This window comes from Myroides sp. LJL116 (assembly GCF_054871685.1).
The window spans coordinates 278,093-292,232 of record NZ_JBTXLR010000001.1 but is presented as its reverse complement, the minus strand read 5'-3'; the positions used below and the strand labels follow the sequence as shown (position 1 = coordinate 292,232).

General features: G+C 32.9%; 15 protein-coding genes. 10 read left to right on the top strand and 5 right to left on the bottom strand.

Features of this window, described 5'->3' with window-relative positions; all coding sequences use genetic code 11:
- Positions 1 to 4: 4 nt before the first annotated feature.
- Genes ACYSNM_RS01375 through truB form a run of 4 tightly spaced genes read left to right on the top strand, consistent with a single transcriptional unit; the run spans position 5 to position 2,669 of the window.
- Complete coding sequence (locus ACYSNM_RS01375) at positions 5 to 886, top strand: cell division protein FtsX (RefSeq protein ID WP_461755317.1); 882 nt, start codon at positions 5 to 7, stop codon at positions 884 to 886.
- 9 nt (positions 887 to 895) lie between these two features.
- The gene (locus ACYSNM_RS01370) at positions 896 to 1,123 is read left to right on the top strand and encodes a DUF3098 domain-containing protein (RefSeq protein ID WP_461752932.1); all 228 of its coding nucleotides are present in this window, start codon (positions 896 to 898) and stop codon (positions 1,121 to 1,123) included.
- Positions 1,124 to 1,143: 20 nt separating this feature from the next.
- The gene (locus ACYSNM_RS01365) at positions 1,144 to 1,953 is read left to right on the top strand and encodes an undecaprenyl-diphosphate phosphatase (protein ID WP_461755316.1); all 810 of its coding nucleotides are present in this window, start codon (positions 1,144 to 1,146) and stop codon (positions 1,951 to 1,953) included.
- Positions 1,953 to 2,669, top strand: a complete 717-nt coding sequence (truB, locus tag ACYSNM_RS01360) for a tRNA pseudouridine(55) synthase TruB (protein ID WP_461755315.1) — start codon at positions 1,953 to 1,955, stop codon at positions 2,667 to 2,669. The genes ACYSNM_RS01365 and truB overlap by 1 nt, the downstream gene beginning before the upstream one ends.
- 58 nt (positions 2,670 to 2,727) lie before the next feature.
- Here truB and ACYSNM_RS01355 read toward each other — a convergent pair whose 3' ends face one another.
- Positions 2,728 to 3,024, bottom strand: a complete 297-nt coding sequence (locus ACYSNM_RS01355; protein WP_461755314.1) for a hypothetical protein — start codon at positions 3,022 to 3,024, stop codon at positions 2,728 to 2,730.
- A gap of 194 nt (positions 3,025 to 3,218) precedes the next feature.
- Positions 3,219 to 3,821 (bottom strand): thioredoxin family protein, encoded by a 603-nt coding sequence (locus ACYSNM_RS01350; RefSeq protein ID WP_461755313.1) that lies wholly within the window; start codon positions 3,819 to 3,821, stop codon positions 3,219 to 3,221.
- 69 nt (positions 3,822 to 3,890) lie between these two features.
- Here ACYSNM_RS01350 and ACYSNM_RS01345 point away from each other — a divergent pair, with 69 nt between their 5' ends.
- The 5 genes from ACYSNM_RS01345 to rpoN all read left to right on the top strand — a co-directional run bounded on the left by ACYSNM_RS01345 (position 3,891) and on the right by rpoN (position 9,330).
- The gene (locus ACYSNM_RS01345) at positions 3,891 to 4,685 is read left to right on the top strand and encodes a patatin-like phospholipase family protein (RefSeq protein ID WP_461755312.1); all 795 of its coding nucleotides are present in this window, start codon (positions 3,891 to 3,893) and stop codon (positions 4,683 to 4,685) included.
- A gap of 46 nt (positions 4,686 to 4,731) precedes the next feature.
- Positions 4,732 to 5,451 carry a UMP kinase gene (gene pyrH, locus ACYSNM_RS01340; protein WP_461752926.1) on the top strand — a complete coding sequence of 240 codons (720 nt, stop codon included), beginning with the start codon at positions 4,732 to 4,734 and terminating at the stop codon, positions 5,449 to 5,451.
- A gap of 7 nt (positions 5,452 to 5,458) precedes the next feature.
- Positions 5,459 to 6,022, top strand: a complete 564-nt coding sequence (gene frr, locus ACYSNM_RS01335; protein ID WP_461755311.1) for a ribosome recycling factor — start codon at positions 5,459 to 5,461, stop codon at positions 6,020 to 6,022.
- 310 nt (positions 6,023 to 6,332) lie between these two features.
- The gene (gene asnS, locus ACYSNM_RS01330; RefSeq protein WP_461755310.1) at positions 6,333 to 7,766 is read left to right on the top strand and encodes an asparagine--tRNA ligase; all 1,434 of its coding nucleotides are present in this window, start codon (positions 6,333 to 6,335) and stop codon (positions 7,764 to 7,766) included.
- A gap of 106 nt (positions 7,767 to 7,872) precedes the next feature.
- Positions 7,873 to 9,330, top strand: a complete 1,458-nt coding sequence (rpoN, locus tag ACYSNM_RS01325; RefSeq protein WP_461755309.1) for an RNA polymerase factor sigma-54 — start codon at positions 7,873 to 7,875, stop codon at positions 9,328 to 9,330.
- 585 nt (positions 9,331 to 9,915) lie between these two features.
- Here rpoN and ACYSNM_RS01320 read toward each other — a convergent pair.
- The 3 genes from ACYSNM_RS01320 to ACYSNM_RS01310 all read right to left on the bottom strand — a co-directional run bounded on the left by ACYSNM_RS01320 (position 9,916) and on the right by ACYSNM_RS01310 (position 13,618).
- Positions 9,916 to 10,566 (bottom strand): porin family protein, encoded by a 651-nt coding sequence (locus ACYSNM_RS01320; RefSeq protein WP_461755308.1) that lies wholly within the window; start codon positions 10,564 to 10,566, stop codon positions 9,916 to 9,918.
- A 65-nt stretch (positions 10,567 to 10,631) separates the two neighbouring features.
- Entirely contained in the window at positions 10,632 to 11,846 is a 1,215-nt protein-coding gene (locus ACYSNM_RS01315; RefSeq protein ID WP_461755307.1) for a DUF3078 domain-containing protein, read from the bottom strand.
- Positions 11,843 to 13,618 (bottom strand): 1-deoxy-D-xylulose-5-phosphate synthase, encoded by a 1,776-nt coding sequence (locus ACYSNM_RS01310; protein WP_461755306.1) that lies wholly within the window; start codon positions 13,616 to 13,618, stop codon positions 11,843 to 11,845. Before ACYSNM_RS01310 ends, ACYSNM_RS01315 begins: the two co-directional genes overlap by 4 nt.
- A 74-nt stretch (positions 13,619 to 13,692) precedes the next feature.
- Here ACYSNM_RS01310 and ACYSNM_RS01305 point away from each other — a divergent pair, with 74 nt between their 5' ends.
- Positions 13,693 to 14,136: a nucleoside deaminase gene (locus ACYSNM_RS01305; protein WP_461755305.1), complete on the top strand. Its 444-nt coding sequence runs from the start codon at positions 13,693 to 13,695 to the stop codon at positions 14,134 to 14,136.
- Positions 14,137 to 14,140: the final 4 nt, after the last annotated feature.

Genomic DNA, 14,140 nt, shown 5'->3' with positions numbered 1-14,140 from the left:
CACTATGGCTAGTTCATACGAAAAATATCAAAAGAGAAAATTAATAACCTCTTATTTCTCGGTAATATTTAGTATTTTCCTTGTTCTTTTCTTACTAGGAAGCTTAGGCTTATTTGTAATAAATTCTCAAAAAATATCTAATAATTTTAGAGAAACTATTCCAATGACTGTCTTTTTCGATAAAAAAGCAACAGACAAATCAGTAAAGGAATTCGACAAAAACTTAGAAAGCCTTCCTTATATTAAAGAGTATAAATATGTCTCTAAAGAGGATGCTGCTACGCAACATCAAGAAGACTTAGGAGAAAACTTTCTTGAATTTCTTGGCTTTAACCCTTTACAAGACTCTTTCGATATTTATTTAGTAGGAGATTATGTGCAAACAGATAGTATTCAGAAAATTGAAGATACCTTTTTAAAAGCAAGTGGTGTATCTCAGGTTTCCTATGACAAAGACTTAGTTAGTCTTGTAAATGAAAATATAAAAGTAATCACTAAGTGGGTTTTAATATTAACAGCAGTGTTAGCTTTTATTTCCATGCTACTAATAAACAGCTCTTTGCGACTACTTATTTACTCTAGCAGATTTACCATTAAAACAATGCAAATGGTTGGAGCTACTAAAAACTTTATTCGAAGACCTTTTATCAGACATAGTATAAAATTAGGTTGTATCGGCTCATTATTGGCTATTATAACCTTAACTGGTTTGTACTTTTATATCGACAACAAATTTCCTGATTTAGACATTAATCCAAAAGAAGATTATATGCCTTTGGCTATTGTTTGCCTTGGCTTGTTTTTAATCGGTATTATTATCACTTCAATTAGTACCTTTTTTGCAACCCAACGATTTTTAAATCTAAAATCTGATGAACTTTACTAAGCTTACATTATGAAAAACACACCTCAAAAAGAACTTCTTTTTAAAAAGAAAAACTATTATATCTTATTTATAGCACTAGCACTAATTGCATTAAGCTTTATTTTAATGGCAGGGGCTTCTAATGATGATCCTACTCAGTTCAATGAGCAAATCTATAGCTTTAGAAGAATTCGATTAGCTCCTACAGTATTTTTCATTGGAATAGCTACAGCTATCTATGCTATTTTCAAAAAGTAAACAACTATAACATTCAATAAATGGATTTAATACAAGCAATTCTTCTTGCAATTGTAGAAGGATTAACTGAATACCTTCCGGTATCTTCAACAGCTCACATGATTTTTGTTAGCTCGTACTACAATATTCAAAATGATGACTTTGTCAAACTTTTCCAAACAGCTATTCAGTTTGGTGCAATCCTAGCAGTTGTTGTATTATATTGGAGAAAATTCCTAGATTTTACCCGTATAAATTTCTTTTTAAAACTATTTCTAGCAGTTATACCAGCCTTATTTTTTGGTAAGCTTTTAGATGAAAAAATTGACGCAGTTTTAGGTAAAACAATTTACATTGCAATCATGTTGATTGTAGGAGGAATCGTCCTTTTATTTGTCGATAAATGGTTTAAAAATCCCAAAACACATCATGAGAAAGATATCTCAATCAAACAGGCTATTACAATTGGATTCTGGCAATGTTTAGCCATGATGCCAGGAACAAGTAGATCAGCTGCATCTATTATTGGGGGAATGCAACAAGGGCTAACCAGAAAATTAGCTGCAGAATTCTCCTTTTTCTTAGCAGTTCCTACAATGTTAGCAGTAACTGTTTATTCTATAGCAATAAAAAAATACGAATCTGGAAAAATTGGATATGAACTTTTGTTGGAAAACCAACAAAACATGAATATGTTTTTACTAGGAAACCTAATTGCATTTATCGTTTCAATTTTTGCTATAAAGTTTTTTATCAACATTATTAGTAAATATGGTTTTAAACCATGGGGTTACTATAGAATTATTGTTGGTATTATTTTATTAATTTACTTCGGATACATTAAAGCATAATGACTCAATTTACAAAAGAAGCCTTTGAAAACGGCCAGGTTTTACTAATAGACAAACCACTTAACTGGTCTTCCTTCCAAGTGGTTAACAAAGTGAAATGGCTAATTAAAAAGCAATACAATTTAAAGAAAATAAAAGTTGGACATGCTGGAACTTTAGATCCACTAGCCACAGGATTACTTTTAATTTGTACCGGAAAAATGACAAAGTCTATTTCTGAGTTACAAGGCCAACAAAAACAATATACAGGTAGTATTTTTATAGGTGCAACTACACCATCCTATGATTTAGAAACTCAGATTGATCAAACTTTTGAGACTCAACACATCACCCAAGAGAATATTGAGCAAGTTCGTTTAAGTTATATTGGGGATATTCAACAAGTTCCACCAATTTTCTCCGCTTTAAAAAAAGATGGTAAACGTCTTTATGAACATGCTAGAAAAGGAGAACAAGTAGAAATCCAAAGCAGATTAATTAATATTGCTGATTTAGAGTTTACTAAAATAGACCTACCTACTATAGATTTCAAAGTAGACTGCTCAAAGGGAACCTATATTCGTTCACTAGCTTTTGACATAGGGAAATCTCTACAAAGCGGAGCACATTTAACTGCATTAAGAAGAACCAAGATAGGTCTTTACGATGTAGATAATGCGTGGAACATAGAAGATTTTGAAAAAGAAATTTTACAAAGTACTCCATTACAGGAATAAGGTTTACAACTTATACATACAAAAAAGGCTGTCTTTAAAAGACAGCCTTTTTTGTATATTAATTACTCTGAATAAGAACTTGATACTTATTTCCATTGAGATCAACTCCAATAAAACCTAGACTGATAGAGCGGCGAACATGAATAAATATGGAATCTTTCACATTATTATTGACATAGCCTGCTCCAATATCTCCTTTAAAAAAAATTTCTCCATTGTAAATGACTCCACTTTTTTGTTTAGCCGTTACCCGTAATGAAACTGCCTTATCCTCTAAAAGGGACTCTTTCTCTACTAACTCACAGTAGTTAACAGAAAAGGATTTTGAACGTTTATTATCTGCTATTGATTCCATGGAATTTTTACAGCAAATTAAAAAGCTTAATCCTAATAGAATTTTTATTAAATAGAAAAATCTCACTTGTTATAGTTGACTAATTATTAAAAGTAAAAATAGCATAAAACATGTATTAAGCATTAAGAAATTATGCTAACAAACCTTTTTCTTGAGTAAACTAAAAAACAGCATCCCCAAGCTTTAACCTAGAATTATTTATTTAGGGTCTGCATTAGAGCCGCAATCTCTTTTTGAATTTCAACACCTTTATCTTTAGTATACCATAACTGTAGTTCGGTACCACCCTGAGAGTCAAACACCCCGTGCTCTTGTTTATAGGCTACAACCACATCTTGAGCAAGTTTTGGACGTGGCCCCCAAGAAGCCAAGACCTCTAAACTTTTTTTATCTAACACAATTAATTTAGGAATTGCCCTTGCCCCATTAGTTAAAAAAGCATCCATTAATTCCAAGTTTTGATCTCTGAATAAAATTTTAAGACTAATATGCGCACTACATTCACTCATTTTATGAATCATAGGCAAAATCTGTGCTGCATCACCACACCAGCTCTCGGTGATTACTAACCAAATAAAATCTTTACTAAGATGCTCCAGTTGTTCTTTAACTTCCGGTAGTACTTTTAAGGTTTTATCCAAACGCTTAACGCGAGTTTGATTCAAAATGGCATATTGCAAATAATCTTCACTTAATTCCAAAACAGAAGGGTCATTTTCCAATGCATTGGTTATTAAATCTCGAAATGCAGAATATTTTATACTTTTCTCTATTAAATCTAAGCTAATGTGCTTCATTTTCCTTAATTTTAGATTAAACATCTATCAAAGGTAAGATATTTTATCAATCCTTAAACTTAGTTTAAAATGAAAAACAAAAGCATTGGACTTGCGCTTTCAGGAGGGGGCCATAAAGGATTAGCTCATGCAGGCGTATTAAAATTTTTTGAAGAACTACAAATAAAACCAGAAGTGATCTCTGGTACAAGTGCAGGAGCTATGATTGGCTGCTTATACTCTATTGGTATGCCATCCCAAGAAATACTAAGCTTTTTCCAATCGATAAATATCTTCAATTGGTCTCATTTTACCTTTAGTAAACCAGGCTTAATGGATGCTTATGCTTTTGAAAAATACCTCTATCATATTTTTAAAAATAAAACATTAAGTGATCTTCCTATCCCTACTTACATCACAGCTACGGATATAAACAAAGGAACTTTACACATATTTGAACCCCAAACCAAAATTACCCAAGCAATATTGGCCTCTTGCGCTTTTCCAGGAATTTTCTCTCCAATAAATATTGGACAAAATCTCTATAGTGATGGAGGAATTTTAAATAACTTTCCCACCGACATTATTAAACACGATTGTGATTATTTAATTGGCGTCAATGCTTGCCCTTTTCAAAAGGAACTGACCAAAGAATTAAAAAACATTAAGGAAGTAACCCTAAGAGCCTTTGAATTAATGAGTAGAGCCAATTACGACCAACAAGCTGTTCTATGTAATTGGCTAATCGAACCACAGGAACTTTCTAACTTTACTACTTTTGAAACCAGTAAATTAAAAATGGAACAAATCTATGAACTAGGCTATACCCATACCAAGGAGAGTTACCTAACAAATAAAGATAAATTGCTAAAAGCTATTTCATAGTACTTTATTATATCTATATTTGCAAAACTTTTAAAATATAATCTCGATGAAATACAAAAGAATTCTACTAAAATTGAGTGGAGAAGCTCTAATGGGTGATCAACAATATGGTATAGATCCAAAAAAATTGGCTAGCTATGCACAAGACGTTAAAAAAATTCACGACTTAGGCGTTGAAATTGCCATTGTAATTGGAGGTGGAAATATTTTTAGAGGTGTAGCAGGTGCTAACGTAGGAATGGACCGTGTACAAGGTGATTATATGGGAATGTTAGCAACGGTAATTAATGGTATGGCATTACAAGGAGCTCTTGAAGCAGCTGGAATGCAAACTAGATTACAAACTGCTTTAAAAATCGAAGCAGTAGCTGAACCTTACATCAAAAGAAGAGCAGTTCGTCACTTAGAAAAAGGACGTATTGTAATTTTTGGAGCAGGAACAGGAAACCCATACTTTACTACAGATACTGCAGCTGTTTTAAGAGGAGTTGAGATTAACGCTGATGTTATCTTAAAAGGTACAAGAGTAGACGGTGTTTATTCAGCAGATCCTGAAAAAGATCCTACTGCAATCAAATATGAAAAAATTTCTTTCGCAGATGTATTAACAAAAGGGTTAAACGTAATGGATACAACAGCATTTACTCTAAGTAGAGAAAATGACTTACCAATTGTTGTATTTGATATGAACAAAGAAGAGAATTTATTAAAAGTTTGCCAAGGACATGATAACGTTGGTACAACTGTATCTGTAAACATTAATTAATAACACTATGACAGAAGAACTAGAGCTTATTATCGACAGTGCAAAAGAATCGATGGATAATGGAATTGCACATTTAGAAAGAACACTTTTAAACATTCGTGCAGGAAAAGCATCACCACAAATGCTAGGTTCTGTTTTTGTAGATTATTACGGTTCTCAAACACCACTTTCTCAAGTAGCTAACGTAAACGCTGCAGATGCAAGGACTTTATCTGTTACTCCATGGGAGAAAGCGATGTTACAACCAATTGAAAAAGCAATCTTAATTGCAAACTTAGGTTTAAACCCTATGAACAATGGAGATAATATCATTATAAACATCCCAGCATTGACAGAAGAGAGACGTAAAGAGCTTTCTAAACAAGCTAAAACGGAAGCAGACGATGCTAAAATTGTTATTCGTAACGCTCGTAAGGATGCAAATAATGATATCAAAAAAGAAGAAAAAAATGGTACTTCTGAAGATATTTGCAAATTAGCTGAAGAAAGAATTCAAAAACTTACAGACGCTTATGTAAAAAAGATAGACGAAATCTTCTCTGTTAAAGATGCAGAGATTATGAAGGTTTAATTAAAATCCGCTTTAAAGCGGATTTTTTTATGTTTTAATTTTTGCCATTATCCAAAAGGACTACACAAATAAATAGGCCTAGAAAAGCCATAAAATAAAAATCCTCTAACAAAGAATCCATGCTAAACTTTATAATATTCACCTAAGGAAGTATTTATCTTTACCCTTAGGCTAAAAAAGTTAGCTTTTTTATTACACAATCTTTATCGCAAGGAAACAATACTTTTCTTATATCAAGAGATTTTTATTAAATTTGCGTGTATTTTGTTTTTTTAAACGCATAGATACACAGACTAAATTATAATTCACAATGAAACACACGAAAATTATCGATCTTCTAACAGGTAAAAACCTATTGCATGAAGTCAAAGCTAAAGGATGGGTAAAAACCTTTAGAAACAATCAATTTATTGCCTTGAATGATGGATCTACAATTAAAAATATACAATGTGTACTTGATTTAGATAAATTTCCAGCTGATTTATTGAAAAAAATTCATACAGGAGCAGCATTATCCATCACTGGTACATTAGTTGAAAGCCAAGGAGCAGGACAAAATGTTGAAATACAAGTAAATAAATTAAAAGTGTATGGAGAGGCTAATCCAGAGGAGTACCCAATTCAACCTAAAAAACACTCTTTAGAATTTTTACGTGATAATGCTCATTTAAGGATTAGAACGAATGTTTTCGGTGCTATTATGCGTGTGCGTAGTACCCTTTCTTTTGCTGTACATAAATACTTCCAAGAGAATGGTTTCTTCTACTTTAATGCCCCAATTATTACTGGTTCAGATGCAGAAGGAGCAGGAGAAATGTTTCGTGTTACTAACTTAGATATGAATAACTTACCTAAAGACGAACAAGGTAAAGTAGATTATTCACAAGATTTCTTCGGAAAAACAACTAACTTAACTGTTTCAGGACAATTAGAAGCAGAAACATATGCAATGGCTTTAGGTTCAGTATATACTTTTGGTCCTACTTTCCGTGCAGAAAACTCAAATACATCTCGTCACTTAGCTGAATTCTGGATGATTGAACCAGAAGTAGCTTTTATTAAGTTAGATGAAGACATGGATCTTGCAGAAGACTTTATTAAATATGTGATTAGTTATACATTAGACAAATGTCAAGATGACTTACAGTTCTTAGAGCAACGTTTAAAAGACGAAGAGAAAAGTAAGCCACAAGCTCAACGAAGCGACATGTCTTTACTAGAAAAATTAAACTTTGTTGTAGAAAATAACTTTAAACGTGTTAGCTATACAGAGGCAATCGATATTTTAAAGAACTCTAAGCCTAATAAGAATAAGAAATTCAAATACCCTGTAGATGAATGGGGAATTGACCTTCAAAGTGAGCATGAGAGATTCTTAGTAGAAAAACACTTCAAATGTCCAGTAATTCTTTTTGATTACCCTGCAGATATCAAAGCATTTTACATGAGATTAAATGACGATGGTAAAACAGTAAGAGCAATGGATGTACTTTTCCCTGGAATTGGTGAAATTGTAGGAGGTTCTGAGAGAGAAGAAAGATACGATGTTCTATTAGAGAAAATCGAGAAAATGGGAATTGACAAAAAAGAACTTTCTTGGTATTTAGATACTCGTAAATTCGGAACAGCACCTCATAGTGGTTTCGGATTAGGTTTTGAAAGACTAGTATTATTTGTTACTGGGATGACAAACATCAGAGATGTTATACCATTTCCTAGAACCCCAAATAATGCGGAGTTCTAAACAATACTGAGCAGATATTAAATGTTTACTTTATCACATTTTTTTCTTAATTTTGGAAAGAGAAATGTTTTAAAGTAAACATTTTTTTTTCGCCAAAACTTATTCCATGCTTAAACAGAGTCTCCAACTTAAATTATCCCAGAAACTATCACCTCAACAAATCCAATTGATGAAACTTATTCAATTGCCTACCTTGGCATTTGAACAAAGGCTTAAAGAAGAATTGATTGAAAATCCTGCCTTGGAAACAGGCAAGGAGTCGGAACAAACTACTACAGAGGAGGATTATTTAGAAGACTACGATCAGTATGATAATGAGCATATTCAAGCAGATGATATCAATATCGATGAATATTTAAGCGATGATGAGACTCCAGATTACAAGCTTCAAGCCAATAACTATAGTAAAGATGACGAGGAGTACCAAGCTCCAATAATCGCTTTTGATAGTTTCCATCAGGATTTATCCAACCAGCTTAATACTTTTACTTTAAGTGAACAAGACAGGCTTATTGCACAGTTTTTAGTTGGTAGTATAGATGACATGGGCTATTTAAGAAGAGACATTCAAGATATAGTAGATGATTTGGCTTTTACTCAAGGTATCTACACCGATGAGCAAACTGTTTCTCGTATCTTAACTATCATACATCAATTGGAGCCATTTGGAGTAGGCGCAAGAGATTTACAAGAATGTCTTTTATTACAACTAGTAAATAAAACTCCTACTGATGCTATTACTCTAGCTATAGATATTATAGAAAATTCATTTGATGCTTTTACTAAAAAGCATTACGATAAATTATTGCAAAAATATTCTATAAGCAAGGAACAGCTAAGAAGTAGTATTGATGAAATCGAAAAATTGAATCCTAAACCAGGTAGTGCTTATAGTGAAAACACTAAAATCATAGAACATATCGTTCCTGATTTTACCATCAAAATAGTCGAGAATGAATTGGAATTAAGTTTAAATGGACGAAATGCACCAGAACTTCACGTTTCCAAAGAGTACCAAGAAATGTTACAATCCTATAAAGAGAGTAACCTAGCTTCAAATGACCAGAAGAATGCAGTACAATTCATCAAACAAAAACTAGATGGGGCTAAATGGTTCATTGATGCTATTAAACAGCGTCAAGACACCTTGTACTATACTATGCACGCCATAATGGATTATCAAAAGGATTATTTCTTAACAGGAGATGAAACAAAATTAAGGCCAATGATTCTAAAGGACATTGCCGATATTATATCCTTAGATATATCGACTATTTCTAGGGTTGCAAATAGTAAATATGTTGAAACACCTTATGGTACCAAACTGATTAAAAATTTCTTTTCTGAAGCGATGATAAACGACCAAGGGGAAGAGGTTTCTACTATTGAAATAAAAAATATCTTAGAAAATATTATTCAAGAAGAGGATAAAAGCAAACCTTACCCGGATGATAAGTTAGCGGAGATATTAAAAGAAAAAGGATACCCTATTGCTCGTAGAACTATAGCTAAATATAGAGAGCAATTAGATATTCCAGTGGCGAGAATGCGTAAACGTATTTAATAGGTTATGCAGCGATTTCTGGCACTAATACATGGCCTTTACCATCCATTATTACAACCCTTTTACGCTACTTTAATCTATTTCTATTGTGCTAGGGGATATTTTCAAGATCTTGAAATAGGGATTCATCTACTTCAGGTGGTTTTAACTACCCTAGTATTGCCCTTTTTAATGCGATTACTTATTACTAATATTCGCTATAAAAACAGAAAGCTTAAACAAAGCTCAAGGACATTTTTGTACTATTTCTTATCGACTTTGGCTTTACTTTGGGCGTACTTTTGGATTTTCAATCCAACTTACCCTCATGCCCTATTAGTCTATTTTAAAGCATTATTATATACTTACATCTTAGTAATGGCCTTTTTTATAAGTGGACAAAAAGTACATTTAGGCATTTGTTTGGGCGCTAATCTTATAGGATATGTATTCTATATTAGTTTACAATTTTACCAACCTTTACTCATGTTGTTTATCTTCTTTATTCTCTTAACAAGCCTCTTGGCCTGTAAAAGTCTACTAGAAAAAACAGACAATGCTTATAGTATTTTATTGGCTTATTTTATAGGAATAGTAAGCTTTATATTATAAAATATAAAACATCAAACCTAGATTCAATACGCGCATTCTTTGAGGATCGTCTACTAAAACATCCTTTTTATAAATTTCATTAAGGCCATAATACACATAAAAATTCCATGTATTAAAGCCCATTGAACCATATAGTCCAAATTGCCATTTTCTAATATTTGGATCATTTCTTAGAATAACAGAGTAATCATCTGTACTGGTTTTACTTCTATTACTAAGTAAGTAGCTAGCTTTAAAACCTAGATATACACGCCAGAATTTATGACTTTCAGCTGTGGAGTTTCTCCATCGAAATTCAATAGGAAAATCTAAATAATGAAGGGAAAGGGAATTCTTTTTATACTTATCTAATATAATATGTTCTTTCTGGGGACTCAATCCTAGATTACTCCTTAGGTTATTATAGGAAAAACCAAAACCTGGAGCTATAGACAGTGTTCTATCCTTATTAATAGGCATATCCCTTAAAAAACCAACATTCATTCCTAAAGAAAAAGAATATGGAGAAAATCCATCCGGTTTACTTTGCATTAGGGTGTGAGTAAGACCAAAGTAAAATTGATCTTCTCTATATTTAGTATCTATAGTAAGGCTATCTGCTGTACTGGGATCCACAGGTAACAAATTATACTGTTTGGCCTGCATGGATACAAAGCTTAAACAACACAACAAAAACGCCATTTTAATTTTAAATACCATCTATTAGATCATTAAAAAGTATATACTAAACCTACACCTAAAACTTGTTTAAACTGTACTCTTGGTCCTTTCATTACCTGTTCACCATCCACATCTACATTGGTTTTTATACTATCGTCATATACTAAGTTGGTACCAATGTTTGCACGAACATAATTATTAACTTTTAAATCAAGTTTCATCTCCCAAGCAACATCTACATTTCCAAATCGGTTCACATAATCGCTATAAAGACTTAATTTATTTTCGAAAACAATATTCTTAAGAATCTCTTTTCTCCATTCTGTACTTAATAAAAAACCTAGTTCTGCTCTATATCTTTGACCGTGCTTGATAATATTTCCAAATTCATCTAAGACAGCTTTATCCACACCAAAAGATCCTTGATCAGCAAGTCGTTGATCACTCACAAAAGTAGCCTTGTAGGTAATTGGTGATAAATAAAACTTCATACCACTCTTTGGTGCTATGTACTCGGCTCCAATCCCGACAAATAAATATGCTGGTGCAAACCATCTAGAAACTGGCTCATCGGTATTTGGATAATTGAACCCGTCTGTTAACTGCGTTTTGAAATTTAGCTTAGCAACATAATACCAATCAGAAACCACAGTACTTTTATATCCAAAAGTAGAGTTGAATTCAAATACATCCTCACTCTTACGAAGCTCTCTATCACTTTGCTTATTTACTCCATATCGCACATTTAAGCGATTATCCCATATTAATCTACCTTTGATATATTTACGACTTAAATCTGCCTTTAAAAGTCCTGAAATAGAGTTATCCCCTCCTGAACTCCAATTCACAAAAGCAATCTGATTGAAATCTAAACCAATCAAATTCTTACCTTCCCAATAACCAACTATTTCATTATTTAGAGGTAACACATGTAAATTTTTAGTCGGATCGTACTTTATTTCAATCTTAGAAAACTTAGGTTTACTTTGTTTTACAAAAATCTCTGGCTTAAAGTAAGGCGCATCCACATCACTAGAATTATTAGCACCTAAACCTGGGCTATAATCTTTAGGGGGAGTAAAACGCATTAAAGAGTTAAATGGATTTACCTGAGTACCTTGTTGATCTGCGATTGGACGTTGAGCCAAAGAATCTTGGCTAACTTGCTGCAAGGGTGTTTTGTTAGAAACAGAATTTTGAGCAAAAGCACAAACTCCGAATAAACAGGTGGAAATATTTAATGTAAAAATAATAAACCTTTTCAATTCTCTTCTAAATTAATTAATGACACAATACTTTGTATATCTATTTTACAATGCTTTTGTTGTTCTAAAACGGTTGCATGTTCAATGAATTCATCCTTTATTCCTATAATTCGCATGCTTATGTGTGGATAATGCTGGGCTACAAAACTAGCAATACTGCTTCCGAACCCACCAATCTCACAGCCATCTTCAAAAGTAACAAGCTCTGAATAAGTTTGGCAAATTAAATGTAATTTTTCAACATTTAAAGGCTTTATAAACATAAAATGATAATGAGACCACATATTATTGTTTTTTTGCTTAAATGCCTCTATTACATTGTTACCAATACTACCTGTACTCAATATAGCAAAGTCACTACCTTTCTCTAACTGTGCTACTTGCCCCGGCGTTATTGACTGAAATTCTCTCTGCCAATCTTGCTCCATTACTCCCTTACCTCTTGGATAACGAATTGCTAAAGGACCACTAATTCCACTTTGTGCATAAAAAATTAAATTTCTTAATTCTAATTCATTTAATGGAGCAGCTATACTCATATTGGGTATACAATTTAAATAAGCAATATCAAACACTCCATGATGTGTCGGTCCATCTTCTCCTACCAAACCGGCGCGATCTAAACAAAACACAACTGGTAAGTTTTGTATAGCAACATCGTGTATAACCTGATCATAAGCTCTTTGTAAAAAAGTAGAATAAATAGCTACAAAAGGAATCATTCCCTGGGTAGCCATTCCAGCAGCTAAGGTAACAGCATGCTGTTCTGCAATACCTACATCAATTCCCCTCTCAGGTATAGCATCCATAAGGAATTTCATAGAACTCCCAGTCGGCATTGCTGCTGTAATACCTACAATGTTTGGATTTATCTTAGCTAATTCAACTAATGTATGGCCAAAAACATCTTGGTATTTTGCAGGAAACTCCTTTTCTTTTTTTACAATTAACTCTCCTGTTTGGCTATCAAACTTACCTGGAGCATGGTATTTAACTTGATCTAGTTCGGCTTGTTTTAAACCTTTTCCCTTAGTGGTTACTAAGTGCAAGAACCTCGGCCCTTTCTTTTTCTTTAACCTCTCTAATTCACTAATTACTTTAGGTAAATCGTGCCCATCTATTGGTCCGCTATAATCAAAGTTTAAACTCTTAATCATATTGTTCACCTTTGGATTCTCCCCTAGCTTGACTTTAGTTAAATAATCCTTTAATGCTCCAACACTTGGGTCTATACCAATTGCATTATCATTGAGAATAACCAATATATTAGCATTGCTTACTCCAGCGTGATTCAGGCCTTCAAAAGCCATGCCAGATGCAATAGAAGCATCACCTATAATAGCGATATGTTCTTTGTTTATTTCTCCTTTTAAATTAGAGGCAATTGCCATCCCAAGGGCAGCAGATATAGAAGTCGAGGAATGGCCAACGCCAAACCCATCATAAATACTTTCACTAGGTTTAGGAAAACCGCTAATCCCATCTTTTTGTCTATTGGTATGGAAAACGTTTCTTCTACCTGTTAGCAATTTATGGCCATAGGCCTGGTGACCTACATCCCAAATCAATATATCTTCTGGAGTATTGAAAACATAATGTAAAGCAATTGTCAGCTCTACTACTCCTAAACTTGCGCCTAAATGACCTTCTTTAGTTGCAACTATATCAATGATGAATCTTCTTATTTGCTGAGCTACCTCTTGTAACTGCTCAAAAGAAAGCTGTTTCAAATCACTTGGGTCATTTATCTGTTCTAACATAATTTGGGACATTGTTTGCTATATATTAAAACAAAATTACAATTTTGTTTTTACTTTTGAACCTATAATAATATAAACCAATCATTATGGATATCTTAAACGACCAATACTATATGCAAATTGCTATAAATCAAGCTAAAATTGCTGCAGAACAAGGAGAAATTCCAGTTGGAGCAGTAATTGTAGCAAATAATCAGATTATAGCTAAGACCCATAATTTAACGGAATTACTACATGATGTTACTGCTCATGCAGAAATGCAAGCTATAAGTTCTGCTGCAAATTACCTTGGGGCTAAATATTTAAAAAACTGTACACTTTATATAACCTTAGAACCATGTCAAATGTGTGCAGGAGCTTTATATTGGAGTCAAATTTCAAAAATAGTATGCTCTAGTGAGGATCCACAAAGAGGATATAGAGCAATGGGTGCACAGCTTCATCCAAAAACCCAAATATCATTCGGACTTTTAGAGCAAGAATCTTCACAAATTATTCAGGAATTCTTCAAACGAAAGAGAAATAAATAGCTTT

What these genes read in the sequence shown, in the direction of transcription:
- ACYSNM_RS01370 (WP_461752932.1), top strand. Translation starts at nt 896, where the DNA reads ATGAAAAACACACCTCAAAAAGAACTTCTTTTTAAAAAGAAAAACTAT.
- ACYSNM_RS01310 (WP_461755306.1), bottom strand. Translation starts at nt 13,618, where the DNA reads ATGTCCCAAATTATGTTAGAACAGATAAATGACCCAAGTGATTTGAAA.
- truB (WP_461755315.1), top strand. Translation starts at nt 1,953, where the DNA reads ATGACTCAATTTACAAAAGAAGCCTTTGAAAACGGCCAGGTTTTACTA.
- asnS (WP_461755310.1), top strand. Translation starts at nt 6,333, where the DNA reads ATGAAACACACGAAAATTATCGATCTTCTAACAGGTAAAAACCTATTG.
- frr (WP_461755311.1), top strand. Translation starts at nt 5,459, where the DNA reads ATGACAGAAGAACTAGAGCTTATTATCGACAGTGCAAAAGAATCGATG.
- ACYSNM_RS01375 (WP_461755317.1), top strand. Translation starts at nt 5, where the DNA reads ATGGCTAGTTCATACGAAAAATATCAAAAGAGAAAATTAATAACCTCT.
- ACYSNM_RS01320 (WP_461755308.1), bottom strand. Translation starts at nt 10,566, where the DNA reads ATGCAGGCCAAACAGTATAATTTGTTACCTGTGGATCCCAGTACAGCA.
- ACYSNM_RS01365 (WP_461755316.1), top strand. Translation starts at nt 1,144, where the DNA reads ATGGATTTAATACAAGCAATTCTTCTTGCAATTGTAGAAGGATTAACT.
- rpoN (WP_461755309.1), top strand. Translation starts at nt 7,873, where the DNA reads ATGCTTAAACAGAGTCTCCAACTTAAATTATCCCAGAAACTATCACCT.
- ACYSNM_RS01350 (WP_461755313.1), bottom strand. Translation starts at nt 3,821, where the DNA reads ATGAAGCACATTAGCTTAGATTTAATAGAGAAAAGTATAAAATATTCT.
- pyrH (WP_461752926.1), top strand. Translation starts at nt 4,732, where the DNA reads ATGAAATACAAAAGAATTCTACTAAAATTGAGTGGAGAAGCTCTAATG.
- ACYSNM_RS01355 (WP_461755314.1), bottom strand. Translation starts at nt 3,024, where the DNA reads ATGGAATCAATAGCAGATAATAAACGTTCAAAATCCTTTTCTGTTAAC.
- ACYSNM_RS01345 (WP_461755312.1), top strand. Translation starts at nt 3,891, where the DNA reads ATGAAAAACAAAAGCATTGGACTTGCGCTTTCAGGAGGGGGCCATAAA.
- ACYSNM_RS01305 (WP_461755305.1), top strand. Translation starts at nt 13,693, where the DNA reads ATGGATATCTTAAACGACCAATACTATATGCAAATTGCTATAAATCAA.